General features: G+C 72.9%; 23 protein-coding genes. 11 read left to right on the top strand and 12 right to left on the bottom strand.

From position 1 onward, the window contains the following. Positions 1 to 241 precede the first annotated feature (241 nt). Positions 242 to 1,813, bottom strand: a complete 1,572-nt coding sequence (locus WMF31_RS34050; protein WP_436605941.1) for a glycosyltransferase family 39 protein — start codon at positions 1,811 to 1,813, stop codon at positions 242 to 244. Then, positions 1,806 to 3,470 (bottom strand): helix-turn-helix domain-containing protein, encoded by a 1,665-nt coding sequence (locus tag WMF31_RS34045; RefSeq protein ID WP_129344936.1) that lies wholly within the window; start codon positions 3,468 to 3,470, stop codon positions 1,806 to 1,808. The genes WMF31_RS34050 and WMF31_RS34045 overlap by 8 nt, the downstream gene beginning before the upstream one ends. A 149-nt stretch (positions 3,471 to 3,619) precedes the next feature. On the opposite strand from WMF31_RS34045, the gene WMF31_RS34040 reads away from it, so the two are divergent. The 5 genes from WMF31_RS34040 to WMF31_RS34020 all read left to right on the top strand — a co-directional run bounded on the left by WMF31_RS34040 (position 3,620) and on the right by WMF31_RS34020 (position 8,922). After that, positions 3,620 to 4,843 (top strand): DUF1015 domain-containing protein, encoded by a 1,224-nt coding sequence (locus tag WMF31_RS34040; RefSeq protein ID WP_436605940.1) that lies wholly within the window; start codon positions 3,620 to 3,622, stop codon positions 4,841 to 4,843. Positions 4,844 to 4,874: 31 nt separating this feature from the next. Beyond that, positions 4,875 to 5,312 (top strand): rhodanese-like domain-containing protein, encoded by a 438-nt coding sequence (locus tag WMF31_RS34035; RefSeq protein ID WP_436605939.1) that lies wholly within the window; start codon positions 4,875 to 4,877, stop codon positions 5,310 to 5,312. 110 nt (positions 5,313 to 5,422) lie between these two features. Next, on the top strand, positions 5,423 to 6,205 hold the full coding sequence (locus WMF31_RS34030; protein ID WP_436605938.1) for a glycosyltransferase family 2 protein: 783 nt from the start codon (positions 5,423 to 5,425) through the stop codon (positions 6,203 to 6,205). 214 nt (positions 6,206 to 6,419) lie between these two features. After that, positions 6,420 to 8,564 carry a HAMP domain-containing sensor histidine kinase gene (locus WMF31_RS34025; RefSeq protein WP_436605937.1) on the top strand — a complete coding sequence of 715 codons (2,145 nt, stop codon included), beginning with the start codon at positions 6,420 to 6,422 and terminating at the stop codon, positions 8,562 to 8,564. Beyond that, complete coding sequence (locus WMF31_RS34020) at positions 8,554 to 8,922, top strand: response regulator (protein ID WP_129344951.1); 369 nt, start codon at positions 8,554 to 8,556, stop codon at positions 8,920 to 8,922. The genes WMF31_RS34025 and WMF31_RS34020 overlap by 11 nt, the downstream gene beginning before the upstream one ends. On the opposite strand, the gene WMF31_RS34015 is transcribed toward WMF31_RS34020, so the two are convergent. Both WMF31_RS34015 and WMF31_RS34010 read right to left on the bottom strand, forming a co-directional pair. Beyond that, positions 8,910 to 9,932, bottom strand: coding sequence for a squalene/phytoene synthase family protein (locus tag WMF31_RS34015; protein WP_436605936.1), 1,023 nt, complete (start codon positions 9,930 to 9,932; stop codon positions 8,910 to 8,912). The two genes, WMF31_RS34020 and WMF31_RS34015, sit on opposite strands and share 13 nt — an antisense overlap. A gap of 913 nt (positions 9,933 to 10,845) precedes the next feature. Next, the gene (locus tag WMF31_RS34010; RefSeq protein WP_436605935.1) at positions 10,846 to 11,073 is read right to left on the bottom strand and encodes a hypothetical protein; all 228 of its coding nucleotides are present in this window, start codon (positions 11,071 to 11,073) and stop codon (positions 10,846 to 10,848) included. Between the two features lie 381 nt (positions 11,074 to 11,454). Between WMF31_RS34010 and WMF31_RS34005 the strand changes: the two genes are divergently transcribed. Together WMF31_RS34005 and WMF31_RS34000 are read left to right on the top strand one after the other, a co-directional pair. Continuing rightward, positions 11,455 to 11,985 (top strand): hypothetical protein, encoded by a 531-nt coding sequence (locus WMF31_RS34005; protein ID WP_436605934.1) that lies wholly within the window; start codon positions 11,455 to 11,457, stop codon positions 11,983 to 11,985. 227 nt (positions 11,986 to 12,212) lie between these two features. Continuing rightward, on the top strand, positions 12,213 to 13,358 hold the full coding sequence (locus tag WMF31_RS34000; RefSeq protein ID WP_436605933.1) for a hypothetical protein: 1,146 nt from the start codon (positions 12,213 to 12,215) through the stop codon (positions 13,356 to 13,358). A 33-nt stretch (positions 13,359 to 13,391) separates the two neighbouring features. Here the strand turns inward: WMF31_RS34000 and WMF31_RS33995 are convergent, their stop codons facing one another. The 3 genes from WMF31_RS33995 to WMF31_RS33985 are packed head-to-tail and all read right to left on the bottom strand — an operon-like array spanning position 13,392 to position 16,620. Then, a complete protein-coding gene (locus tag WMF31_RS33995; protein WP_436605932.1) occupies positions 13,392 to 14,900 on the bottom strand; it encodes an AMP-binding protein in 1,509 nt (502 codons plus the stop codon). A gap of 10 nt (positions 14,901 to 14,910) precedes the next feature. Continuing rightward, a complete protein-coding gene (locus tag WMF31_RS33990) occupies positions 14,911 to 15,174 on the bottom strand; it encodes an acyl carrier protein (protein ID WP_129344965.1) in 264 nt (87 codons plus the stop codon). A gap of 60 nt (positions 15,175 to 15,234) precedes the next feature. Beyond that, positions 15,235 to 16,620 carry a pyridoxal-phosphate dependent enzyme gene (locus tag WMF31_RS33985; RefSeq protein ID WP_436605931.1) on the bottom strand — a complete coding sequence of 462 codons (1,386 nt, stop codon included), beginning with the start codon at positions 16,618 to 16,620 and terminating at the stop codon, positions 15,235 to 15,237. Between the two features lie 329 nt (positions 16,621 to 16,949). Between WMF31_RS33985 and WMF31_RS33980 the strand changes: the two genes are divergently transcribed. From WMF31_RS33980 to WMF31_RS33970, 3 genes are all read left to right on the top strand, one after another. Then, entirely contained in the window at positions 16,950 to 17,384 is a 435-nt protein-coding gene (locus WMF31_RS33980; RefSeq protein WP_436605930.1) for a VOC family protein, read from the top strand. A gap of 593 nt (positions 17,385 to 17,977) precedes the next feature. Continuing rightward, a complete protein-coding gene (locus WMF31_RS33975) occupies positions 17,978 to 18,235 on the top strand; it encodes a GlsB/YeaQ/YmgE family stress response membrane protein (RefSeq protein ID WP_436605929.1) in 258 nt (85 codons plus the stop codon). Positions 18,236 to 18,513: 278 nt separating this feature from the next. Continuing rightward, positions 18,514 to 19,728, top strand: a complete 1,215-nt coding sequence (locus WMF31_RS33970) for a pyridoxal-phosphate-dependent aminotransferase family protein (RefSeq protein WP_436605928.1) — start codon at positions 18,514 to 18,516, stop codon at positions 19,726 to 19,728. Between the two features lie 214 nt (positions 19,729 to 19,942). On the opposite strand, the gene WMF31_RS33965 is transcribed toward WMF31_RS33970, so the two are convergent. Both WMF31_RS33965 and WMF31_RS33960 read right to left on the bottom strand, forming a co-directional pair. Beyond that, positions 19,943 to 20,416 carry a MarR family winged helix-turn-helix transcriptional regulator gene (locus WMF31_RS33965; RefSeq protein WP_436605927.1) on the bottom strand — a complete coding sequence of 158 codons (474 nt, stop codon included), beginning with the start codon at positions 20,414 to 20,416 and terminating at the stop codon, positions 19,943 to 19,945. A 243-nt stretch (positions 20,417 to 20,659) separates the two neighbouring features. After that, on the bottom strand, positions 20,660 to 21,472 hold the full coding sequence (locus WMF31_RS33960) for a Uma2 family endonuclease (RefSeq protein WP_436605926.1): 813 nt from the start codon (positions 21,470 to 21,472) through the stop codon (positions 20,660 to 20,662). A 154-nt stretch (positions 21,473 to 21,626) separates the two neighbouring features. Between WMF31_RS33960 and glyQ the strand changes: the two genes are divergently transcribed. Beyond that, entirely contained in the window at positions 21,627 to 22,574 is a 948-nt protein-coding gene (gene glyQ / locus WMF31_RS33955) for a glycine--tRNA ligase subunit alpha (protein ID WP_436605925.1), read from the top strand. A 70-nt stretch (positions 22,575 to 22,644) separates the two neighbouring features. Here the strand turns inward: glyQ and pyrE are convergent, their stop codons facing one another. From pyrE to WMF31_RS33940, 3 genes are read right to left on the bottom strand one after another with little or no spacing between them, the layout of a single operon-like run. Continuing rightward, a complete protein-coding gene (gene pyrE / locus WMF31_RS33950) occupies positions 22,645 to 23,223 on the bottom strand; it encodes an orotate phosphoribosyltransferase (RefSeq protein WP_436605924.1) in 579 nt (192 codons plus the stop codon). Next, the gene (locus tag WMF31_RS33945; RefSeq protein ID WP_436605923.1) at positions 23,220 to 23,936 is read right to left on the bottom strand and encodes a bactofilin family protein; all 717 of its coding nucleotides are present in this window, start codon (positions 23,934 to 23,936) and stop codon (positions 23,220 to 23,222) included. The genes pyrE and WMF31_RS33945 overlap by 4 nt, the downstream gene beginning before the upstream one ends. 3 nt (positions 23,937 to 23,939) lie before the next feature. Next, on the bottom strand, positions 23,940 to 24,254 hold the full coding sequence (locus tag WMF31_RS33940; RefSeq protein WP_129344983.1) for a bactofilin family protein: 315 nt from the start codon (positions 24,252 to 24,254) through the stop codon (positions 23,940 to 23,942). Position 24,255: the final 1 nt, after the last annotated feature.

Here is a 24,255-nt window from a genome sequence, read left to right as displayed (position 1 = left end):
CGACCGGTGCCGATCGACTGTCCCTCGGTTGACGCCGATCGCGCCCGCCCCGCGACGAGGAGCGCCAGGGCGTGCCCGCCGAGCTGTCCCTGCGCGTGCAGGCCCCTCCATATGCCTCTCATCATAGCGCATCCTGGACGTGACCCACGCCCTTCGCGCGACCTGGAATTGCGCCCCCAGCCCGTGGTGACCCGCGATCCCCTTGCAGGGAGGTCCCGTGGCCGACGGCTGACCCGCCTCGTCAACCCTCCCGCACGTCCGCCCGCCCCGCCGCATCCGCCCGCCCCGCAGCGCCCACCGCCCCGCCGCGCCGCAGCGCGCACGCCGCGAGGACGCACAGCGCCGGCGTCACGACCATGTGATACCGGTCCTCCCCGAAGAACACGGCGTGCGTCAGCACCACCGACGCGACCGCGAAGGCGAGATACCCGACGACCCCCCCGTTCGCGGGCCGCCCCGGCAGCGGCAGCGCCGCGAGCAGCGGGATCGCCACCGCGAGCGGCCAGAACACGTGCTCGTCGCCGAGGACGCCCCACGCGATGAGCCCGAGCACCGCCGCGAGCGCGAGGAGCTGCGCGACGAGCGCCCGCCGTGGCCTCCGCGGCGGCCACGCCACGACCCCGAGCGCCGCCACCGAGAGCAGGCCGAGGTGCGACGCCGTGAGCACCCGGCGCCCCAGCGCGCGCCGCTCCTCCGGCCACGCCGCGGGGTTCGCCTCGCCGAGATAGCCGATGGGGAACGACTCGTGATCGAAGGTGAAGCTCAGCTTCTTCGGGATCAGGCCGAGCCAGCGGGCGGGATCCGCCTTGATCCACGCCATCCCCGCCGCCATCCAGCAGCGGTCCTGCGCCACCTGGCCGCGCGCGATCGGGCAGCCGTCGCCCGCGCGCAGCGTCTCGAACCGGCCCGTCGCGCGCGGGAACGCGCCGATCGCGAGGTTCCAGCCGCCGTTCGTCGAGACGAGCGCACAGCCGTCCATCACGCGGCAGTTCCGGATCGTCCACGGCGCCACGACCGCGAGGGCCGCCGCGGACGAGAGCACGACCACCTGCGCCGCGCGCTTCCACGCCGCGAGCCTCGCGCTCGCGCCGGCGCCAGCCGCCGCGCCCGGGGCCCTGAGCGCCAGCAGCGCGAACGCCGGCGCGCAGAGCAGGCTCTGCGGGCGCACCAGCGCCGTCAGCCCGAGCGCCGCGCCCGCGAGGACCGCGCCGCGGGCGCGGCGGCCGCGCGCGGCGTCGCGCGCGAAGAGCCACGGCGCCGTCACCAGGCCGAACGCCGCGAGCGGCTCGGTCATGAGCAGCGCCGCGTAGACGATGAGGCCCGGCGAGAGCGCCGCGAGGAGCGCCGCGACCCGGGCGCGCGCCGGCGTGGTCGCGTACCGGGCCAGGCGGTGGACCACCACGACCAGGAGCGCGCCGACCACCGCGTTCGCGATCGTCGCGACGTGGGGCCCCGTGCCGAACAGCTTGTAGACGAGCCCCAGAAAGCCGCTGTAACCGACCGGGTAATGGCACCAGGGGTGCCAGACCGGCTGGCCGCCCACGATGAGGTCGTCCGAGTAGCCGAGGCCGGCGGCGATCCGCCGCGCGCCGAAGTCGTAGTAGTGGCCGTCCCACACCGGCTCGCGCGCCCACGCGATCGCCACGTAGAGCCGCGGCAGGAGCGCGAGCAGGAACGCGAGCGCCGAGAACAGGAGATCGCCGCCGCCGTGCGCCGCCCCGCCGCCATCCCGCCCCGCCTCGCCGCCATCCGGCGCCGCCCCGCCGCCGCCGCCCTGCGCCTTCCCCCCGCCGTCCCGCCCCACGTCAGCCATGCTGCTTCGCGCGCGTGCCGGCCGAGAGCTCGCGCAGCCGCCGCATGTAGGTCTTCGCGACCTGGGCCGGATCGAGCCGCAGGTACTTCGCGATCTCCTGCACGAAGCCCTGCACGTACACCGGCGCCGGCAGGTCGCCCGTCGCCTCGTTCTCGATCGCCTGCAGGTGCGCCAGCGAGATCTTCGTCCGCTGCGCGATGTCGGAGAGCTCGACCCCCTGCGACTCGCGCACCTTGCGCAGCAGCGCGCCGCTGAACTGCGTCTCGGCGTTGATCTCGCGCGCGAGCTCGGCCTGCAGCATCGCGAGCTCGGCCGCGGCCGCGGCGTTCTCCGGGCGCGCAGGACCGAGCGCCATGCGCGGGTCGTCGGGGTAGGTCGAGAGATCGTAGGCGCGGCGGCGCACCGGGTCGAGCAGCGTGTCGTGCGCCTCCTCGATGCGCGCCTGCTCCTTCTGGAGCACCTCGGGGCTCAGCACGCTCACGACCGGCAGGCTCCCCTCCCGGTAGATGTCGCGCTGCCGCTTGTACGCGCGCCGGATCTCGTCGTCGGCCGCCGTGCGCGCCAGGCCGAGCGCGTCGTAGAGCGTGGGCGGCGCGGCGCTCTTCGACGCGGCCGCGAGCGCCCGCGCGTGCGCGTCGGCGGGGCGCGTGTCGCGCGCGGCGAGCAGCGCCAGGATGCGCCGCGCCACGCGCTCCAGGTTGCGCGCGCTCTTCGACGTCGGGCTGTCGATGAGCAGCGGCTGGCGCCGCCGCGCCGTCAGCCACACCGCGTCGTCGTGCTCGATGTGCCCGAGGTAGTCGAGCGAGATGCCGAGGAAGCGCTCCGAGACCGCGCTCATCGCCGGCCCGAGCTCCAGGTCCGAGCGGTGCCGCGTCTGGCTGACCACGAGGTGCGGCGTCACCCGCGGCAGCTGCGCGGCCGCGAGCGACGCGACCCCCTCGTCGAACCGCTTCATCTCCAGGATGAAATCGCGCGGTGTCGCGAGCGGCGGCAGCGACGCGGCCACCTTCTCCACGAGGCGGATCTTGAAGCGCTCCTTCATGAGCGCCCGGCGCAGGGTGCGCTGGTAGAGCGCGCGGCAGAAGCGGTACGTGTGCTCGACGGCGAGCGGCTCGGGCGTGGTCACGCAGATGCCGACGTCGGCGTGTAGGAACAGGTCGAGCGTCGAGGAGCCGGTCGCCGCGCCCAGGCTGACGATCACGTAGTCGACGTCGAGCTCGTGGATCATCTTCATCCAGTACGCCGCGCGGCTCGGCCGCAGCGGCGTGGCCGTCATCGGGTCGTACGCGGTCGGGACGAGCCTTAGCCCGGGCACGGTGGTCGCGATCGGCTCGGCCTTGCCCTCCTCGATGTCCTCGCGCGTGACGAGCGGCGGCGCCTCGATCCCCAGCGCCGCGTGCAGCCCCGGGCTGTAGGCGTCGGTGTCGAGGATGATCACGTCGCGCCCGAGCTGCGCGAAGTACACCCCCAGGTTGACCGCGGCCGTCGCCTTGCCGACGCCCCCGCGGCCGCCGCCCACGGCGATCACGCGGCGAGGGCGAGAGCGCGACGTGGTGAACGGGGGGGACTCGCCCGGCAGGGCGAGGTCGTCCTCCGCCGAGCTGGGCGGGGGGGTCGAGAAGCGGGACGGGAAGAGGGAGTCGCCGGAGCTGGACAAGGTTCCTCGTGGGGCTTGGCCCTGGAGGGGGAGCGCTTGCGAGCCGCTCCTCGCGGGGCGTGTCCCTCCTAGCACGCGCCGCCGGCCGCCATCAGCGCTGTCGTCGTCGGGACCTCGACGCACCCCCGCCGCTGGGCTAGGCGCTCTTCGTGGCCACCGTCCGACCCTTCCGCGCCTACCGTCCCCCGCAGGCCCACGCGGCCCGCGTCGCCAGCCCGCCGTACGACGTCATCTCCACCGCCGAGGCGCGCGTGCTCGCCGCCGGAGGGCTGCACAGCTTCCTGCACGTGTCCCGCCCCGAGATCGACCTGCCCGAAGGGACGGACGAGCACGACGACGCCGTCCACGCGCGCGGCGCGGAGAACCTCGCCGGCCTCATCGCGCGCGGCGACCTCGCGCAGGATCCGGAGCCGCACCTCTACCTCTACGCCCAGAAAATGGGCGAGCACCGGCAGATCGGCGTCGTCGGCTGCGCCTCGGTCGCGGAGTACGAGCGGGACATCATCAAGAAGCACGAGAAGACGCGCCCCGACAAGGAGGACGACCGCACGCGCCACATCGAGGCGCTCGGCGCCCACGACGAGCCGGTGTTCCTCACCTACCGCGCCGACCCGGGCATCGATCGCGCCGTCGCGCTCGCCATGCAGTCGCCGCCCATCTACGACTTCACGACCGTCGACGGCGTCGAGCACAGGCTCTGGGTCCTCGGCCGCGAGGCGACCGCCGAGCTCGAGGCGCGCTTCCAGGCGATCCCGACGCTCTACGTCGCCGACGGCCACCACCGCAGCGCCGCGGCGGCGCGCGTGCACCGGAAGCTGCGGGGCGACGGCGGCGAGCACGACGTCTTCCTGGCCGTGGTCTTCCCGCACGACCAGATGAACATCCTGCCGTACAACCGCGTGGTCCGGGACCTCGCGGGCCGCAGCGCGGAGGCGCTCCTCGGCGCCCTCGGCGAGCGGCTCGACGTCGCGCCGGCCCCGAGCGGCGCGGCCGCGGCCCCGTCCGGCCCGAGGTCGTTCGGCCTCTACCTCGGCGGCCGCTGGTACACCGCCCGGGTGCGTCCGGGCACCTTCGACGCGGCGGATCCCGTGGCCTCGCTCGATTGCTCGATCTGCCAGGACCAGATCCTCGGCCCGATCTTCGGCGTCAGCGACCCCCGGCGGGACAGGCACATCGACTTCGTCGGCGGCATCCGCGGCATCGCCGAGCTCGAGCAGCGCGTCGACTCGGGCGCGTTCACGATGGCGATCCACCTCTATCCGACGCAGATCGGCGAGCTGTTCGCGGTCAGCAACGCCGGGCTGCTCATGCCGCCCAAGAGCACGTGGTTCGAGCCGAAGCTCCGCAGCGGGCTCTTCATCCACACGTTCTGACGGAGAGCGCCCGCCGGGGTAGACTGCGCGCATGGCGGACATCAAGCGCGTATCCCCCGAGCAGGCGAAGCAGCTCATCGACGAGGAGGGCTATCTCTACCTGGACGTCCGGAGCGAGCCCGAATACGCCGCTGGCCACCCCAGCGGCGCGCACAACGTGCCGCTCCTGCACGCCGGCCCCGGCGGCATGACGCCCAACCCGGACTTCCTGGCCGTGGTCGCTGCCCTCTATCCCAAGGACGCGAAGATCGTCGTGGGCTGTCGGTCCGGACAGCGCTCGATGCGCGCGGCCGAAGCCATGGTGTCGGCGGGCTACACGGCCGTCGTCGACCAGCGCGCGGGCTTCGAGGGGCCGCGCGACGCGTTCGGCGCGCTGACCGAGCGAGGATGGGGGCCCGCCGGGCTACCCGTCGAAACGAGCACGCCCGGCGGCTCGTACGCCGAGCTCCGGCAAAAGGCCGGCAAGTAACGTCCCGGCCGGACCGCGGCGGGCCTGCGCGGGTTGGCTGTCGGCCCGCGCGCGTTCTTTCAGCGCACGCGCGCGATTGCCGAGGGCCGCGCCTTCCGCTACGAACCGGCGTGCTGCACGGTGCGCGCGTCGCGGTCGTCATCCCTGCGCGGGACGAGGCGCAGTGGATCGCAGAGACGGTGGGGGCCGTCCCCGCCTTCGTCGATCACGTGATCGTCGTGGACGACGGGAGCCGCGACGGCACCGCCGGGATCGCGCGCGCGGCGCTCCCCGCGGACGACGCGCGCCTCGACGTGCTCGTGCACCCCGAGCCCCTCGGCGTCGGCGCGGCGATCGTCGCCGGCTACCGGCGCGCGCGCGCCCTCGGCGCCGCCGCCGTGGCCGTCATGGCCGGCGACGGGCAGATGGACCCGCGCGATCTCCCGCGCGTCGTCGCCCCGATCGCGTCCGGCGAGGCCGATTATGTGAAGGGCGATCGGCTGCGGCACCCCGACGTGTGGCGCGTCATGCCGCTCCAGCGGCTCGCCGCGACGGCGGCGCTCGCGGCGCTCACCCGCCGCGCGGCCAGGCTCGACGCCCTCTCCGACAGCCAGTGCGGCTACACCGCGATCTCGGCGCGCGCCCTCGACGCGCTCGACCTCGACGGCCTGTGGCCCCGCTACGGCTACCCGAACGACCTGCTCGCCGCCCTCGCGGCGCGCCGGCTCCGCGTCCGCGAGGTGAGCGTCCGCCCGGTCTACCGCGGGGAGGCGAGCGGCCTGCGCGCAAGGCACGTTCTCACCATCCTGTTCCTCATCGCCCGAGCCGCCATGAGGCGCCGCCTGAGCGGATCAGGAAATACGCAATGCCGCCCAGGCCAGGACGGAACGCGTGAGTTGAACGGGTCGACATGAGCCAACGAAATGGGTCGACAATGCGCGCGATGGTTCCATAGCAAAGCGGACCCAGCGAGCTGACTCATCGACTTGCTGCCGAGGGCCCCGGAGGCGCGGGCCCTGAACCCATGCTTCAACAGGGGGGGTGACGGACGTGGTGACCAGCCGAGCCGCCTGGTTCAGGAGTTGGAATCCATGGAGGGCGCGGACTCCATCCTTCACTCCCCGGGTCGTGGCGTACGCGTTTGGCATCGAGCTGCCGTACAGCCTGCTCGTCCCGGTCGCTCACCTGCGGCTCCTCGGCGTCGTGGACTCGGCGGTCCAGGCGCGGATGCTCGGGCTGATCGGGCTCATGTACCTCGTCAAGACAGCGGGTCTGGTCGCCCTGCTCGTCCACATGCTGCGCCCGATCGAGCGCCTGCGCCGGTACGCCGTGGGCCACCCCGTCCCGGGCGGCGCGGGCCCCGGCGAGGCGGAGAGCGGCGGCCCGGCGCCGCCGGAGTCGCTCATCCTCGCCGCGGCGAACGCCGCTTACGACACGCCGCTCGCGTTCGCGACGGTCTGGGCGGTGTCGTGGGCGCTCCTCTACCTGCCCGTCACCGCGGCGCTCTACGTCATCGAGCCTTCGCACGCCCCGCTCGGCGTCCAGCGCGTGGTCGCGCTGGTCCTCTTCGCGGTCGCGCTGTTCGCGGCCGCCCTGCCGCTCGCCTACAGCATCCTCGGCCGCCTGCTCTCGCCCGCCGCCGGCGTCATCTCGCTGATCGCCCGCGAGCGCGGCCTCGCCGTGCCCGGGAAGGGCTACTCGCTCGCCGTCCGCCTCGTGATCCTCGGCGCCTGCCTCGCGATCGCGCCGACGAGCTGGATGGCGGCCATGGTGCTCGGCGAGACCGCGGGGCCGGCGAAGCCCGGCCTGCTGCTCACGCTGGCGATCTTCTCGGTCGTCGCGGTCACCTGGGCGCCGGTCTGCGCCGGCTTCCTCGCGGGCGCCCTGGCCGGCCCGTTCCAGCAGGTCGCGGCGGTCATCCAGAAGATCGTCCAGCGCGGCGAGGTCGACCGGCTGGAGCGGATCCCCGTCTATTTCAAGGACGAGATCGGCGCCCTCGCGGGCGGCGTCAACGCGATGGTCGATCGCCTGGAGGAGTCCTCCCGGCGCCGGCGCAGCTACCTGGCGGAGCGCGAGCGGCTGCTGCAGGACGCGGCGCAGCGCGCGGCGCAGCTCGGGGCCGTGCTCGACAACCTCGTCGAGGGGGTGTTCGCGTGCGACCGGGAGGGGCGGCTCACGATGCTCAACGCCTCGGGGCTCCGGCTGCTCGGCCTGTCGGACCGCTCGGAGCAGGCCGGCCGGATGGTCGAGGACGTGATGGATCTCGGCCGGATGCGCCACACGGACGGCCGCCCCTTCACGCGCGACGAGCTGCCCATGGTGCGGGCGCTCGCGGGCGAGACGATCGTGCAGGAGGAGCAGGTGCTCGCGGACGGCCGCGCGGGCCGGGACGTCTTCCTGCGCACCAGCGCGGCGCCGATCCGCAGCGAGGGCGGGGCGATCCTCGGCGCGGTCACGGTCGCGCGCGACGTGACGGAGCTCATGGAGCTCGATCTCGTCAAGGATCAGTTCATCCGGGTCGGCGCGCACGAGCTGAAGACGCCGGTCGCGATCATGAAGGGCTACGCGCTCGCGCTCCTGCGCAACACGCAGGATCTCCCGGCGCCCCGCCGCAGGATGCTGGAGGCCATCGACCGCGGCGCGGACAGGATCAACCGCATCGTCGACGATCTCCTGGCCATCTCGCAGGTCACGCTCGACGTCCTCCAGGTCTCCGAGGAGGACGTCGACCTCGCGGAGCTCCTGTCGGAGACGGTCGAGCGCGCCGCGAAATCGGCGAGCCGCCACCGGGTGCGGCTGTCGCTCGAGGTGGAGCGGCCGCCCGTCGTGCGCGCCGATCCGGAGCGGCTGCGTCAGGTGCTCTCGAGCCTGCTCGACAACGCGGTGAAGTACTCGCCCGAGGGCGGCGACATCGACGTTCGTATCGCCGTGGCCGAGCGCGCGCCGGCGTCCTCGCCGCCGCGCTGCGACGCCGCGCTCTTCTCCCAGCGGCACGGCGCCCCGCCGCGCTTCGAGGCGGTCGTGTCGGTGCGCGACCAGGGGGTCGGCATCCCCGCCCACAAGCAGGAGCGCATCTTCGAGCGGTTCTTCCGCGCCCACACGGACACCAGGCACGATTACGGCGGCATGGGGATCGGCCTGTTCCTCGCGAAGGACATGATCGCCCGCCACGGCGGCCGCATGTGGTTCGAGAGCGAGGAGGACAAGGGAAGCACGTTCTATTTCACCATTCCACTCAGCGACGAAGCTCCCGTGGTCGATTATGAGCGATAGACATGCAAAGACGGTTCTCCTGGTGGAGGATGACGCGGATCTCGTGGCGCTCGTCTCGCTCGTGCTCCAGGAGGACGGCTACCGCGTCAAGATCGCGTGCAACGGCCGGGAGGCGCTGGCGAAGCTCGAGCACGACATCCCGGATCTCATCCTGCTCGACATGAAGATGCCGGTGATGAACGGCCCGGAGTTCGCCCGCGAGCTCGAGGTCCGGCACGGGCGGCAGGCGCCCATCGTCGTGCTGACCGCCGCGGCCGACGCGCACCGGCGGGCGGCGGAGGTCGGCGCCGACGCGTGGCTGGGCAAGCCGTTCGATCCGGACACGCTGCTCTCGACGGTGAGGCGTTACGCGGGCTGAGCGCGGCAGAGCTGCCGGCGCTCGGCGAGGTCGCGCCGCACCTCGGCCCAGTACCGCGCGGGGAACCGGCGAGGGTCGAAGCCGGTGGCGCGGAACACCCGGGTGATGCGGGCATAACGACGCAGGCTCCACTCTTTCATCATCTGGAGCGAGGGATGGAGATCGTGAGCATCGATGAACGGCGCCGCCCGCGCGTAGAGCGACGGCATGATCTCGTCGAGCCAGAACTGCATGAGGCTCCGGTAGCCGGGCGTGTCGATGCAGCGGCCGGAGAGCACCTGGGCGCGCGTGAGCCCGTGGCGCGCGAGCTCTTCCTCCGGCAGGTAACAGAGGCCCCGGTCGGCGTCTTCCTGCATGTCCCGCAGGTTGTTGAAGAACTGATCGAGCCGCCCGAACTCCGCGGCCGCGTCCCAGTGCGCCTTCGTCAGGAACGGAACGAGCTGGAAGATGTGGCCGGAGAGGCGGAGGAGCATCGTGTCGTGCTCCTTCATCGTGCGGATGAGGAGCCCTGGAGCGTGGTAGTCGGCGAGCGCGAGCAGGTAGGCATCCCAGGCGGCGAGCGAGCGCGCGGCCATGTCGTCGCCCCCGCGCCGCCCCTCGGCGAGGTCGCTCCCCGGGCCGCTCGCGTCCCGGAGCCACAGCGCGCGGATGGCGAGGAGCTCGCTCGCGAACGGGCAGCTCGGGTCGACGATCCCGCGCGAGAGGAGGCGCCTCCAGTCCTCCATGAACCGGCTGAAGCGCCGCTCGTGGGGCTCGATGCGCTCGTTCTCGGCGAGGCGATCCACGATCCGGATCCAGCGGATGCGGTCGAGCCACGCCTGCCTCACGTCGGGCGCGAGCGTGAGCACCCACGCCGCGTTGTCCTCGTCCTTCAGGGCGTCGTCAGCGAGGGCGCGGTAGTGCGATGAGCCGATGACCGTCGAGATCGGCTGGTATGCAGTCCGCTCCGATAGTGGCGCCGGAGCGGATGGGCGAGGCAGTCGAGAAGAGGTGGGTTGAATAGGTTTCACGGGATCGAGTGCCGCCGTTGAGTGTGCCTGTCCTCGGTGTCGCCCCGGGCCCGCGCGCGGTCGTCGGTAAATATGGACGTGGCCGATCCAGATTGCCTGGGTTGTCCGCGTTGGTGATGACGTCCGGCCCCCTGCCTGGTAGATCTTCCCGCTCCTCCACAAGGTGCACGTCGGCGCCTGCTCGCCTTCCTTTATGAGACCTTATAGTCTCCCAGTCGACGCGGAAATTCGTCGTCCAGGGCACGGCGCCTCATACAATGCATGGATTCCTTGCGTGATTTGCAGGTGTCCTAGGGGCGCGCTGGCAATGATCGTCGGTGTATACCCTGAGTTGATACGTTGTCCAACGGATAAATCCGTGATCGGCCTGGGATCGCCGCGTTTTCTGGACCGTCGCGATGGAACTTCGGGTGTCCTGGGCAGATGGATGACGAGGTGTTTTCTCGGTGGTTCGAAGCTGGGATGTCGGGAGAGCGGGTTTTGAGGTTCACGGTGTCGCCGGCGGTCTGACCGCCGGAGTCTGCGTGCGCGCCGGGGCGACGAGCCGTCATGTCGCGCGCGCGTCGGGGCGGCGCGCAGCACGGTTTCGTCGCCCGGAGTCGCGCTCGTTACCCAACGCTTGCGCGAGCGGAACGATTCAGCGCTTGCCGTGATGCAGCGCCGGAGATGGCGAATCGGAGGCCCTGATCACGGCGACGGACGTTTCTTCGTGCTCGGCGCGTCCGCGTCGCCGCCTGCGCGTCCGCGTCGCCGTCTGCGCGTCCCGGGCGGTCGCGCAGCCGGATCGCGCGGCCGCGCCAGTACGGCAGAGCGAGGGAGGCGGGGAGTGCGTGGGCGCGCGCGATCTGGCGCGCGCGCTCCGGGGCGTTGCGCGGGAGGTGCCGCGCGGGCTCGTGCCGGACGCGCGCCTCCTTCACGGGCAGGCCGCGCCGCAGCGCGTCGTCGGGGCCGCGGCCCCGAGCCGCCGTGCCGGTCCGTCCATGGCGTCGAGGTGCTCGAGGACGCCGCGCGAGCTCTCGTCGGCGCACGGGAGGTCGTGCTGCAGGAGGGGAACAGGCCTCCGCGCCGCAGAGACCGCGAGGGGGTCGGCGAGCGCGGTCCGCAGGCGGCAGCGGGCCGCGTCCGGGGGCGCTCCCGACATCGGCGGCATCGCCGCTGGATCTGAGTCCCTCCACCCGTCGAGGCGACACGATGTCATGCGGCGGCCGACCCTGCGGCAGGTCTGTCGGGCGCCGGCCGTCGCACGGGGCCGCGCGATGGGGCTCGCCGACAGGCGACTACACGCAGCGTGACCTCGCCGCGGGGCGGGCGGCCCGGCGCTCGCGCCGCCACGCGCCGGCCCTCGCGACGCGCCGAGGAGGATCGTATTTCCCCGCCTGGCGGATCCGGTGTCTCGGATGGCATTGTCCTGATTTGTCGAGTCGTGCGGTCCAATCGTGCACAACCGCGCTCACGGTACATGGCTTGCTCCCGGGGGGTCCCAGGGCCGCGCTCGCGGCCGCACCTGAAAGGGAGAGAACGAATGAAGCAATTGACTCATCTCGGGGCGTTGATGACCGTCCTGTGTCTCGCCGCCTGCGGCGGCGAAGGTGCAGATGTCGCCCCGACGGACACCGCGATGAGCAGCAAGCAGCTCAAGGACCTGACGGCCGACGACGTCCAGTCCACCTGCGACGCGCTCAAGGCGAGGGTGAAGCTCTCCAAGGAAGATACCTGTGAGTACCTGGGTCTCATCGCGGCGCCCGCCCTCGGGAAGTCGTGCAGCACCCTGAAGGACGAGTGCCTCGCCGCTCCCGAGGAGTCGACCGAGGGCCAGGCCGCGGACGCGAGCTGCATGCCGCCGACCGACCAGCGCGCCGGCTGCACGGCCACGGTGGCGGAGTACGAGGTCTGCCTCATCGCCCAGACCGACGTGATCCGCGCGCTCACGTGCGACTCCACCTTGAGCGCGCTGGAGGCGGCGCCCCCGGCGTGCGAGGCGCTCGCGCGGAAGTGCCCGCAGCTCATCCCCGAGGGCGAGGACGAGGGCGGGCAGGGCACCGACAACCCCTGACCGCAGCGCGGCGAGGCCGCCCGGCGGGCGGCGGCTCGCTTGTCCCACCTCTGCCTCCCTGGCGGCCCCGTCACCCACCTATCTTCGGCCTCTCCGGGCCTTTCAGGGTCTCCTCGGCGTATGATGGCTCTCGAAGCCGGGGCGCGCGGGGAGGTTTCGGCCTCGGCGCCTCGGCTTTCGCGAGTCACGGCTCCCGCCGAGGGCTCGCTGGCACCGAGGAGGATTTCATGAAGATCACCAATGTTTCCGGGGCGTTCGCCCTGCTGCTGCTCATCGCCGCCACGGGCGCCTGTGGCAAGGGCGAGGAGGCTGCGCCCGCGAACGCGACGGCCGAGGTGACCGCCAGCGCCGAGGCGGCGATCGGCGAGGGCGCCTACGTCGAGGAGCATGAGAGCGGCAAGGCCGCCTTCCACGTCGCCGCGGATGGGAGCGTGAAGGCGGCGGTCCTCGGGCCGGATGGCGAGCCGATCCGCGAGGACGTGACCGGCACCCTCCTCTGGAAGGACGCCTCGGGGGAGAAGACCGTGCCGCTGACGTTCGATTCGAAGGCGGGCTTCCTGGTCGCCGCCGGCCCGAAGCTCGAGGCCGACCTCACCCAGATCGGCTACACGCTCAACGTCGCCGGCAAGCCGTGGAGCGGCACCCTCCACGTCCCCGCGGGCGGCACCGCCGAGCTGTTCGCCAACGCGAAGGCGTCGGCCGACCTGGCGCTCCCGGAGGGGAAGCTCGGGCCGCACGGCGGGCGCATCGAGATCGTCGGCGACGACCGGCTCGAGCTCCTGGTCGACGAGGTGACCGGGGAGGTGCGCGTCTACGTGCTCGACGCCGATCTGAAGCCCGTCGACCTCGGCGAGCGCAAGATCACGCTCGGCGTGGTGGCCGAGGCGCCGCAGGTGGTCGTGCTCGCGCCGGTCGCGGCGAGCGTGGCGGCCGGGGCGACCGCGGGGGCGTACCTGACCGGCAAGCTCGCGCTCGCCGCCGACCCGCTGAAGCTGACGATCGCGGTGCGGAACGCCGGCCGCTCGGCGGTGGCGCTGTGCGGCTACCGGGCGGGGGCGGCGTTCGCCGTCCACGCGCGCGCGCCGCGCGTGAAGGTGCGCGTGAAGACCGACTGGCACGCCCACGCGGTCGCCGACCTGAAGGCGAAGGCCGATCTCGACCCCAAGGTCCATGTCCACGCCGGCGCCGGCGCCGCCGCCAAGGCCCACGCGAACGCGAAGGCGAAGGCCAACGTCCACGTCAAGGCGCCGAGCGTCCGCGTGACGCCGCCGAGCGTGAACGTGCAGATCAAGGCGCCCAAGATCGCGATCCCGAAGCCGAGCTTCAAGGCGTCGGCGTCGGCGGGCGCCAGCGCGAAGATGAAGCTGCACTGACGCGCGCCGCGGCGCGGGCCATGGCCCGCGGCGTCATGCCAGCGCGCGATAGTCGATCTTCCCGGTCGAGGTCCTCGGCAGCTCGTCCACCGCCACGACCTTCTCCGGGACCATGTAGGGAGGCAGGCGCTCCGCGAGGTACGCCCTGAGCGAGCGATCGTCCGCGTCGCCGGCGTCGCCGGAGAGCGCGACGAAGGCGCGGAGCGTCTTGCCGAGGCGCGCGTCCTCCACGGCGACCACGGCGGCCTGGCGCACGGCCGGGTGCGACGCGAGCGCCGCCTCGACCTCGCCCGGCTCGACGCGGTAGCCCCGGACCTTCACCATCCGGTCGATGCGCCCGCGGAAATAGAGGAGGCCGTCCGCCTTGCGCTCCACCCGGTCGCGCGTCCGGTACGGGCCGCCGCCCACCGTCGTCGGCCCCGAGACCACGAGCTCGCCCGTGCCGGGGCCGTCGATGACGCGGCCGTCCTCGCCCTCGGCGACCAGGGCGCAGGTGGCGTACGGGCACGGGGCGCCGATCGGGAGCTCGCTCACCCCGTCGAGCGCGGCGCGGTCGACGCGGTGGAACGTGCAGACGTTCGTCTCCGTGGGGCCGTACAGGTTGTAGAGCGCCGCGCCGGGCGCGCGCGCGGCGAGCGCCGCGAGCTCGCGCGGCGGGAAGACCTCGCCGGCGAAGAGGATGGCGCGCACCGGCGGGGAGAGCGCCGCGGCCGGGGCGCCCGCGCCCGCCGCGGGGAGCGCGGCGACGAGCTTCATGAACATCGACGGCACGCCGTAGACGACCGTCGGCGCGAGCGCGTGGACGGCGTCCCGGAGCGCGCGGCCCGAGGCGAGGTCGCGCCGCGCCATGGTCACGAGCGTCGCGCCGGCGCGGAAGGTCGCGAGGTGGTCGAACCAGGCGAGGTCGAAGAGCAGCTCGGCCACGCGGAGGACCCGGTCCGCCGGCGAGAGGCCGAGGAGATCGACGCAGAAGGCCGTGAACGCGTCGAGGCCGGCCCACGTGATGGGGACCGGCTTCGGCTCGCCCGTGCTGCCCGAGGTGTGCAGGATGCACGCGACGTCCGTGGGCCCGGGCTCGCCGCGCGCGCCGCCGGCGCCGCCCGCCGGGGCGGGCGAGGGCGCGGCCAGCACGCGCCCGTCGGCGTCGAGCGTGATCCGCGGCAAGGGCGCGCCGAGCTCGGCGTCGATGCCGTCCGCGAGGCGCGCGGCCGCGGCGTCGAGCAGGAGCGCCCGGCAGCCGCGGGCCCGCGCCATCCGGCCGAGCCGCGCGGGCGGCGCGGTCGCGTCGAGCGGGACCGCCACGGCGCCGGCCGTGAGCGCCGCGGCGAGCGCCACCGGCTCGTCGTGCGCGCGGCCCGACGAGAGCAGCGCGACCCGGTCGCCCGGCAGCGCGCCCGCCCCGGCGAGCGCGGCGCGCACGGCCGCCGCGCGCGCCGCGAGCTCGGCGTACGTCACTCGGGCGCCGGGCGAGAGGGACGCGAGCGCTATGGCGTCGCCGCGCGCGGCGAGGTCCTCGGCGCGGAGCCTGTAGGGGCCAGCCATCGCGGCCTCGCTAGCCCTGCGCGGCCGCGGCGCGGCCGGCGACGAACCGCGCCATGCGGTCGACGGTCGACACCTCGTCGAGGACCACGTCCTCGTCGGGGATCTTCACCCCGAACCGCTGCTCGATGAACACGAGCACCCGCGTGAGCGACATGGAGTCGAACCCGGCGTCGAAGAGGTCCTCGTCCGGGGCGAGCGGCGCCTTCCGGAGCAGGATCTCGTTCACGATGTGGTCGTGCAGCTCGCGCCGCACCGTATCGAGGCTCAAGGTCAAGTGGGCAATCCTTTCCTGTGGAGAGGGCTCGGGCCGCTCGCGGCGCCCGTCGGGCAGAGTCTAGCCGACCTGCGGCGTCGCCTTGCGGGCGAGGTAGTCGATGAGGTCGATCTTGGAGACGACGCCGAGCACGGTCTCCTCGTCGACGACGAGCGCGATCTTGGCGTCGCTCAGCACGCCCTTCAGGAGCTCGACCTTCGTCGCCGGGGTCACGGTCGCGTAGTCGCTCTCGACCAGCCCGCCGATGCTCGAGTCGAGCGTGCCGCTCCCCTTCACGAGGTGCCGGAGCAGATCGACCTCGTGGACCATCCCGCGCAGCTTGCCGCCCTCGGTGACGGGGAGCTGGCTGATGCCGTGCGACTTCATCATGTCGATGACCTCGCTGACCCGGGCGCTCGCGTCGGCCGTGACGACCGTCCCGCTGGGCTTGGCGGCGAGCAGGTCGCGCACCGTCCCGAGGCCCTTGTCCTCCTCGAGGAAGCCGTTCTCGCGCATCCAGTCGTCGTTGAAGATCTTCGAGATGTACTTGGAGGCGCCGTCGGGCAGGAGGACGAGGATGTTCTCCCTCTTCCCGCTCTGGCGCGCGTACTTGATCGCGCCGGCGACCGCCGCGCCCGCGGAGCCGCCCACGAACAGGCCCTCGAGCCGCACGAGGTCCCGCGTCATGAGGAAGCACTCCCTGTCGTCGACCCGGATGACGTCGTCGATGATCTCGAGGTTCATCGTGCTCGGGAAGAAGTCCTCGCCGATCCCCTCGACCTTGTAGGCAAAGGGCTTCGTGATCCGCTGGGTCTTCACGTAGTCGTAATAGAGGGATCCCACCGGATCGACGCCGACCATCTTGATGCCCGGCTTCCGCTCCTTGAGGTACTTGCCCGTGCCGCTGAGGGTGCCGCCCGTCCCCATGCCGGCGACGAAGACGTCGAGCTCCTCCCCGCACTGCGCCCAGATCTCGGGCCCCGTGGAGGCCATGTGGGCGCCGGGGTTCGACGGGTTATGGTACTGGTTCGCGTAGAAGCAGTTCGGCGTCTCCTCGGCGATGCGCTTCGCGACCTGGTAATAGCTGCGCGGGTCGTCGGGCTCGACGGCGGTCGGACAGACGACGACGCGCGCGCCGTAAGCGCGCAGGGTCGCGATCTTCTCCTGCGACATCTTGTCTGGCATGACGAAGATGCACTTGTATCCCCGGACGGCGGAGACCATGGCGAGGGCGGCGCCGGTGTTGCCGCTGGTCGCCTCGACGATCGTCCCGCCCGGCCTGAGGCCGTTCGCCTCGGCGTCGCGGATCATGTTGAGCGCGACCCGATCTTTGTGGCTGCCGCCGGGGTTCAGGTATTCGCACTTGACGTAGATGTCGCTGTCGAGCCCTTCCGTGACCCGGTTCAGCTTGACGATCGGTGTGTCGCCGACCGCCTTCGTGATATCGCCGAGCGCGCCTCGCATCATGGGGGGACCTCTTAGCCGCAGCGCGCCGCAGGGACAAGGGGACCAAGCGGCCACGGCGGTCCGCGTCACGCCGCCTCGCCCCCGGAGTGTATTCATGCGAGCTCACGCAGCCGCTCGATGGCGTATCCTTCACCGCGATATCCATGATCTCCCGCCGTGCCCTCATCACCGCAGCCGGCTCCGGTCCGCGGGCGCGCTCGCCCCGCCTCCTCTCCAGATCACGAAGATCCGGTCCGCCGCGCGCAGGTGCGCTGGCAAGGAGATCGAGGCGGTGCTGTAATATCGGCTGCGTCATTCGGCGGATCTGCCGACCAGACCAAGGAGACCTCATGAAACCCCTGATGACCCACATTGCGCTTCACGTGAGCAACCTCGACGCGAGCCTCGCCTTCTACCGCGAGTTCTGCGGGCTCAAGGTGGTTCACGAGCGCGTCGACGAGGGCACGCGGGTCGCATGGCTCGCCGAGGACGGAAAGGAGCGGGCGTTCGTCCTCGTGCTCATCGAAGGAGGCCGGCGAGCGCCCCAGGCTCCGGACGACATGAGCCACCTCGGCTTCGCGCTCGAGAGCCGGGACGCCGTGGACGAGATCGCGAGTCGCGGCCGGGCGCACCTCGTCTGGCCGCCGCAGGACCTGCCCTATCCGGTCGGTTACTTCTGCGCGCTCAGGGACCCCGACGGCAACACCATCGAGTTCTCCCACGGCCAGCCGCTCGGGCCCGGCGCCGAGGCGCGGGACGCGGCGGTGCTCGGCGCCCGGGGGTGAGCCCTGGCGGCCTCTCCGGTCCGGCCGCTCCTCTCGGCTCCCCCGGCGCGCCCCTCGGCGTCGATCGGCTCGCCGCCGAGCCGCGGATCGAGCCCGTCCTCGAGCTTGCCGCCCGGCGCCTCGGCGGCGAGTTTCCCGCGGCGGCTCGCGCGGCGCATCACCCCATCCTCCGCACGATGTCCGAGCACCGCCGCGCATTTCTGCGGTGCGCCAGCGTCCTTGACGAAGCGACCGCCGCGCCACGATACCACGATAAACGATAACGGGGATGACGGGCGCGGCCGCACCTTGCCCGCAGCGGGAATTGGGGCAGGCTACCTCGCTCGCCCTCCGCGTCCCGGCTCGCATGAGGCAATACGCCACGAGGGCGCTGCGGGAGCCTTCTCACAAAAGGATCGCGCCCACCCCATCTCTCCGGGACAAGCGCGCGCCCTGGCCGGATTTCCGGGCCCGGATCGTGGTCTGGTCCTCTGTTTGCTGCGTCGTTCGCCCTCGGACGCTGCCGAAGAGCCTGGACTCTCTGGGATGGCGCGCACCTTGCTGAACAGCCTGCGTGCAACGAGGAGCGCTTGGCTCCTCATGGGAGGTTCATCATGTCGTTCATTCTGTTTCTCCTGTTTGGCCTCGTCGTCGGCGCTCTGGCGCGCCTCATCGTTCCGGGGCGTGAGCCGGGCGGGTGGGTCGTCTCGATGATCATCGGTGTCGTGGGCTCCTTCGTCGGCGGGCTGCTCGGCCGCATGCTCTTCATGTATGAAGAGGGGGAGCCCGCGGGGTTCTTCATGTCGCTCATCGGCGCCATCCTGCTCGTGGCGGGCTATCACGCGATCGCCCGGCGCAGCACCGCGGTATGAAGGGATCGAGCGGCCCATTCTTGAGGCATGACGCCCGATCCCGTCGCAGGGCGCGACATGGTGGAGCCCTGGCTCCGCCGCCGCGCCCTGGGGCCGTCGTGACCGCCTCGGGCATCCGCGTCCGGGCGCGGCCCCGCCGGGCAGGCGACCGCCCTCGGGCTCACGCGGCCCGGCGCAGCGTTTTGCTCTCCGCGGCAGGCCCACCAGCGAATTTCTTGACGCCGGATGGGGCATTGGGCTTGCTAGCGGCTCCGCACTGGTTGCCCAAGGTTCCGGCCATGTCGTTTTCCATCCTGCCGCCCCCGATCACGCCTCTCGTCGCGATCCTGCCGTCCGAGCCGCTGCTCCTGATGGGCGCCGGCCCGGTGCCCATTCCGCAGGCCGTGGCCCAGGCGAACGGGGTCATCATCAATCACCTCGGCCCCACCATGGATCGCGTCATCCAGAACGTGAAGTACATGGCGGCCTACGCGTTCCAGACGCGCAGCGACAAGATCCTCGGCATCGCCGGGCCCGCGTCCGCGGCGATGGAGATGGCCGTGGCGAACCTGTGCTGGCCCGGGCGCAAGGTCCTCTGCCTGAAGGTGGGGACGTTCAGCGGCCGCCTCGGCGAGATGGCGCTCGGCGTCGGCGCGGACGTGACGTTCCTCGAGGGGCCGCCCGGGCGGCCCGTGACGCTCGCCGAGGTGCGCGAGGCGCTGAAGAAGCAGCGCTACGACGTGGTCACGATGGCGCACGGCGAGACGTCCTGCGGCGTCCGCATGGTGGAGCTCCCCGAGATCTGCAAGCTCGCGAAGGCGCACGGCGCGCTCACGATCGTCGACGCGGTGGTCACGCTCACGGCCATGCCGGTGCACATGGACGAGTGGGGCATCGACGTCGGCGTCGTCGGCGGGCAGAAGGCGCTGTCGTCGATCCCGGGCGTGTCGGCCTGCGCCTTCTCCCAGGACGCGTGGAAGGCCGTCGAGGAGCGCCCCGGGCCGCGCCCGCACTGGTGCTACGACGCGACCCGCGCGCAGCGCTTCTGGGGCTACCAGCAGTACCATTACACGGCGCCCGTGCCCGGCGTGCTCGCGCTGCACGAGGCGCTGCGCCTCGTCTGCGAGGAGACGCTCGAGCGGCGGTTCCGCCGCCACGAGATGAGCTCTCTGGCCATGCAGGCGGGCATCGAGGCGATGGGGCTCGAGCTGTTCGCGGCGAGGGAGGTGCGCCTCAACAGCGTGCTCGCCATCAAGCTGCCGGACGGCGTCGATAGCGCCCGCGTGCGGGAGTACATGACCAAGGCCTTCCGCGTCGAGATCTCGGGCGCCTTCGGCCTCAACATCGTGCGCGTCGGCCAGATGGGCGAGCAGTGCCGCTCGCACAACCTGTTCAAGACGCTCTACGCGATGGGCATGAGCTTCCAGCGCGAGGGCGTGAAGCTCGACGTCGCCAAGGGCATGGCCGCGCTCGAGCAGGGGCTCGCCGGCGATCGCGAGTACTTCGTGGACTGAGGCGCGCCGCCGCCGCGGCCGCGAGGGCGACGGGGATCACCGAGCGCGGCCGGTACTCGAAGAGCAGCAGCTCAGGAGCACCACCCGTCGATCGACGGCGGCGCTGGGGGTGGGGGCGCGGAGATCCTCGAGCGTCGGGCCCATCGACGGGGCGACGGGGATGCCCTCGGCGGCGGCGGGGGCGCGCCTTGCATGTCGTCCCTTCCTCTCATCCTCAGCGCCCCTCGCGCTCCACGGCGCCGGAGCGGGCGTCGTCGCCCTCGAAGAACAGGGGCGGGGCCTCGTGGCCGGCGCCGATCGCCCGGGCGAGCGCGGTGAGGCTCCGCGCGAGCCCGCGGCGCTCGGCGGCCGGCAGGCGGTCCATCGCGGCGACGAGCTCGGCCTGCACGGTGCGCGGCGCGCGCCGGAGCAGCGCGCGCCCGGCGGGGGTGAGCGCGATCTCCGTCCGGCGCGCGTCCTCCGGCGAGGCGCGCCGGGTGACGAGCCTGCGCTCGGCGAGGCGCGTCACCACGACGGACACCGAGCTCTGGTGCGTGAGCGTGCGCCGCGCGAGATCGGAGATCGACGAGGCCGCCGCCTGATCGAGCTGCTGCAGCACGAACAGCTGAGCGCTGCTGAGGCCGAGCTGCCGCTCGCACGCGCGCGAGGCGACGCGGAGGCGCTGCACGATGGCGCGGAGCGCGTCCATGGCCACCTGCGCATCCGGGCCGCCGGCGGCGCGCCGTACGACGCGCTTCCGCCGCGCCGCGGGCGAAGATGCGTGGGAGCCCATACGTTGGGCCGGAAGTTACGCCGCTCGCCCACCGCGCGCAAACGCCCGGGAGCTCCCTGCGGCCGCGCCGCGGAGGGCTTCTCCGAGCGCGACCTGACGCGCAACGCGCCGCGGTCCTGCGCCGCGTCCGGGAGCGTCCGCGACGGGCGGGCGTCTCCGTCAGCGCTTGGCCTTGCGGGGCCGGGGCCGCCTGGGGGGCTCGGGCTGCAGGCCCTGGAGCCGGGCGAGCTCCGCCTCGAGCGCCTCGCGGGCGTGGCGCTCGGCCTCGAGCGCCTCGGCCAGGCGCTGCCGCTCGTCCTCGGCGCGCTGCCGCTCGTCCTCGGCGCGCTGCCGCTCCGCCTCGGCGCGCTGCCGCTCCGCCTCGGCCTGCTCGAGCGCTTCGGCGTCGGTCGGGAGCAGCGTCTCCCCGTTGGCGCCGTACGCGACCCGCACCCGCATCTCGCCGCCCTCTCCGACCACGCGGAGGTGGCATCCGAGCACCCGCGAGCGGATCCGATCCGCGTCCGTGCTCTCGACCCGCAGGAGGCCGCGCTTCGTCCGGCGGAAGATCTGCCACCGCACCCGCGAGCGGCTCTCCTGATAGTCCGGATCGAAGACGACGAGCTCCTCGACCCCGAGCCGCGCGTACTTCGCGGGCGAGTTGATGTAGTCCTTGTCGATGTCGCGCGAGACGATCTCGAACGCGAACGAGGGCACGAGCCCCGTCTCCCACACCTTCCACGCGCCCACCCGCGTGGAACGATCCACCCCGGGCAGGACGTAAACGTCGGGGGCGATGCCCTCGATGGGGTTGTACTGCTCCCAGTAGAAGAACTGATCCGCGCCGACGAACACCGGCTTGCGCCGGGATTTGCTCCGGGAGTCGAGCCATCGCTCGATGAGGGCGCGGAGCAGCTCGGAGATGAAGCGCTGGAGGGAGCCTTCGCCCACGTCGTCCTCGACGGGGTAGACGGTCGGGTCGGCGGCTGCCAACGCTTTTCGAGCGGCGCCAGACTGCATGGCGGGAGGATGATACCATGGCGCGCAGGGCGCCGGCCCTCCCCGGCGGAGGGCCCGGCGGGCCGCGCAGGCGACGCGCACAGGGCGTCGCCTGCGGCCGCGATCCAGGCTAAGAACCGGCCCTCCCATGACCTTCCAAGACCTCATCCTCGCACTGCAGAAGTTCTGGGCCGAGCGCGGCTGCCTCATCGTGCAGCCGTACAACTCGGAGGTCGGCGCCGGCACGTTCAACCCGGCGACGTTCCTGCGCGCGCTCGGCCCCGAGCCCTGGAACGTGGCGTTCGTCGAGCCGTCCCGGCGCCCCGCCGACGGGCGCTACGGCGAAAACCCGAACCGTCTCCAGCAGTTTCACCAGTTCCAGGTCATCCTCAAGCCGAGCCCGATCGACATCCAGGACCTCTACCTGGAGTCGCTGCGCGCCATCGGCACGAACCCGCTCGAGCACGACGTCCGCTTCCTCGAGGACGACTGGGAGTCGCCGACCCTCGGCGCGTGGGGGCTCGGCTGGCAGGTCTGGCTCGACGGGCTGGAGATCTCGCAGTTCACCTATTTCCAGCAGGTCGGCGGGTTCGACTGCCGCCCCGTGTCCGGCGAGCTCACCTACGGCCTCGAGCGGATCGCGATGTACCTGCAGGACAAGGACAGCATCTACGACGTCGTCTACTCGGACCGCGGCGGGAAGATCGTGAGCTACGGGGACCTCTACCAGCGCGCGGAGTGGGAGTGGTCGACGTACAACTTCGAGGAGGCCGACACCGCCGAGCACTTCGCGGCGTTCGATCACCTCGAGGCCGAGGCGAAGCGGCTCCTTTACCGGGGCGCGGACCCGGCGGCCAAGGGGGTGGTGATCGATCCGAGGAAGGCGCTCGTGCTGCCGGCCTACGACCACGTGGTCAAGGCCGCGCACCGCTTCAACGTCCTCGACGCGCGCGGGGCGATCAGCGTGACCGAGCGGCAGCGCTTCATCGGCCGGGTCCGCGCGCTCGCGCGGGCCGTCGCCGAGGCGTACCTCGCGCAGCGCGAGGCGCTCGGCTTCCCGCTGCTCGGCGAGCCGCAGGCCAAGGCGGCGGAGTAGCCGGGGCGCAGGCGAAGTCGGCGGAGCGGCCGCCGGGCCGCAGGCCAGGGCGGCGGCGCGGCGCGCCGCCTCAGCCGGGCGGCATGTCCGGGAGGAAATCGCGGCGGGTGCAGAGCGCGACGAGCGGCAGCCCCACCGCGCGGATCGCGTCCGCGCCGCCCTCCAGGCGGTCGACCAGGGCGATCACGCCGACGACCGAGGCGCCCGCGGCGCGCAGCTTCTCGACCGCCTTCAGCGTCGAGCCGCCCGTCGTGATCACGTCCTCGAGCATGACGACGGGCATCCCGGGCACGAGCCCGCGATCGCCCTCGACGAGCCGGCGCGAGCCGTGATCCTTGACCTCCTTGCGCACGTAGAGCGCGGGGAGGGGGCGGCCGCGCAGGTAGCTCGTGAGCGACACCGCGCTCGCGAGGGGACACCCGCCGAGCTCGACCCCGGCCACGGCGTCGCACCGGGGCAGCGCGTCGAGCGCCTCGAACATCAGCGAGCCGACGAGGGCGTGCCCCTCGGCGGTCAGCACCGTTTGCTTGCAGTCGATGAAGAAGTCGCTCTCGCGGCCGGACGCGAGCACGACGCGCTTCTGCTCGAACGATCGCTCACGCAGCAGCGCGACGAGCCGCTCCCGCTCCGACGCGCCGGAGGCGCTCACCGCCCGCCCTTCTTGCGGAGGGACGCCTTCGCCGCCCCCTTCCGGAGCGCGGGGACGACGGGCGGCGGGGGCCCGCCGGCGCCCTCGCCCGCCTCGGGCTCCTCGGCCTCGCCGCCGGCCGCCGAGGCCGACAGCTCGGCCTCTTCCTCCTCGTGCACGGGCGCGTGCCGCGGCTCGGGCGCAGGCCTCGCCTCGGCGGGGGCGCTGCGCGCGGCCGGCGCGGGGCGCGCGGGCGGCGCGGGGGCGACGCGGGGCGCAGGCGCAGGCCGCGCCGCCGGGGCCGGCGCGCGGGCCGGCCGCGCCGGCGCGGCCGCGCGCGGGGGGGCCGCCGGCGCCGCAGCGGCCGGCGCCGCCGCGACGGCCGCGGCGCGCGGGGCGGGCGCGGCCGCGGCGCGCGGGGCGCCGGTGGTGACGTTGCCGCGCACCAGGGCGCCCGGCTGGATGCCGATCTGCGGGGCGCCGAGATCGCCGACGACGCGCGCGCCGGGCTCGAGGACCACCGCCTCCTCGCCGAAGATGCTCCCGGCGACCGCGCCGCGGACGACCACGCGCCGCCCGCGCACGTCGCTCTGGATGAGCGCGCCCTCGCCGATGGTCACGTCGCCCGTCATGACGACGCTCCCCTCGACGCGGCCGAGGATCTCGAGATCCCCGTCGCCCTGCACGTTGCCGCGGATGGCCGTGGTCGGCCCGATCGTGGACTGAGCGACCATCGGCTACACGTCCATGTCGACGTTGCCCTTGAACGAGGCCCCGTCCGCGATGGTCAGCCGCGACGCCTTCACGTCGCCGACGAGGCGCCCGCCCGCGAGGAGGTCCACGCGGTCGGCCGCCGTCACGTTGCCGGTCACGTTGCCGCCCACCTGGAGCGACGCCGCCCCGATGTCCGCCTCGACCTGCGCCCCCGCGTCGATGGTCAGACCCCCCTCGACGGTGAGCTTGCCGCGCACCGTGCCGGCGATGATCACCTCCTCGTCGGAGGTGATCTCGCCCTCGATCGTGAGCCCGTTTCCGATGATCGTACCCGCCACG

The sequence above is a fragment of the Sorangium sp. So ce1036 genome, assembly GCF_051369805.1.
Lineage (GTDB): Bacteria > Myxococcota_A > Polyangia > Polyangiales > Polyangiaceae > Sorangium > Sorangium cellulosum_F.
The sequence above is the reverse complement of the archived record's forward strand: the minus strand, read 5'-3'. Positions and strand labels throughout refer to the sequence as shown.

Coding starts and splice junctions, on each gene's coding strand:
- WMF31_RS34020 (WP_129344951.1), top strand. CDS start 8,554: ATGAGCGATAGACATGCAAAGACGGTTCTCCTGGTGGAGGATGACGCG.
- WMF31_RS33980 (WP_436605930.1), top strand. CDS start 16,950: ATGAAACCCCTGATGACCCACATTGCGCTTCACGTGAGCAACCTCGAC.
- WMF31_RS33970 (WP_436605928.1), top strand. CDS start 18,514: ATGTCGTTTTCCATCCTGCCGCCCCCGATCACGCCTCTCGTCGCGATC.
- WMF31_RS34035 (WP_436605939.1), top strand. CDS start 4,875: ATGGCGGACATCAAGCGCGTATCCCCCGAGCAGGCGAAGCAGCTCATC.
- WMF31_RS33965 (WP_436605927.1), bottom strand. CDS start 20,416: ATGGACGCGCTCCGCGCCATCGTGCAGCGCCTCCGCGTCGCCTCGCGC.
- WMF31_RS33975 (WP_436605929.1), top strand. CDS start 17,978: ATGTCGTTCATTCTGTTTCTCCTGTTTGGCCTCGTCGTCGGCGCTCTG.
- WMF31_RS33995 (WP_436605932.1), bottom strand. CDS start 14,900: ATGGCTGGCCCCTACAGGCTCCGCGCCGAGGACCTCGCCGCGCGCGGC.
- WMF31_RS34005 (WP_436605934.1), top strand. CDS start 11,455: ATGAAGCAATTGACTCATCTCGGGGCGTTGATGACCGTCCTGTGTCTC.
- WMF31_RS33945 (WP_436605923.1), bottom strand. CDS start 23,936: ATGGTCGCTCAGTCCACGATCGGGCCGACCACGGCCATCCGCGGCAAC.
- glyQ (WP_436605925.1), top strand. CDS start 21,627: ATGACCTTCCAAGACCTCATCCTCGCACTGCAGAAGTTCTGGGCCGAG.
- WMF31_RS33985 (WP_436605931.1), bottom strand. CDS start 16,620: ATGATGCGAGGCGCGCTCGGCGATATCACGAAGGCGGTCGGCGACACA.
- WMF31_RS34010 (WP_436605935.1), bottom strand. CDS start 11,073: ATGTCGGGAGCGCCCCCGGACGCGGCCCGCTGCCGCCTGCGGACCGCG.
- WMF31_RS34050 (WP_436605941.1), bottom strand. CDS start 1,813: ATGGCTGACGTGGGGCGGGACGGCGGGGGGAAGGCGCAGGGCGGCGGC.
- WMF31_RS34000 (WP_436605933.1), top strand. CDS start 12,213: ATGAAGATCACCAATGTTTCCGGGGCGTTCGCCCTGCTGCTGCTCATC.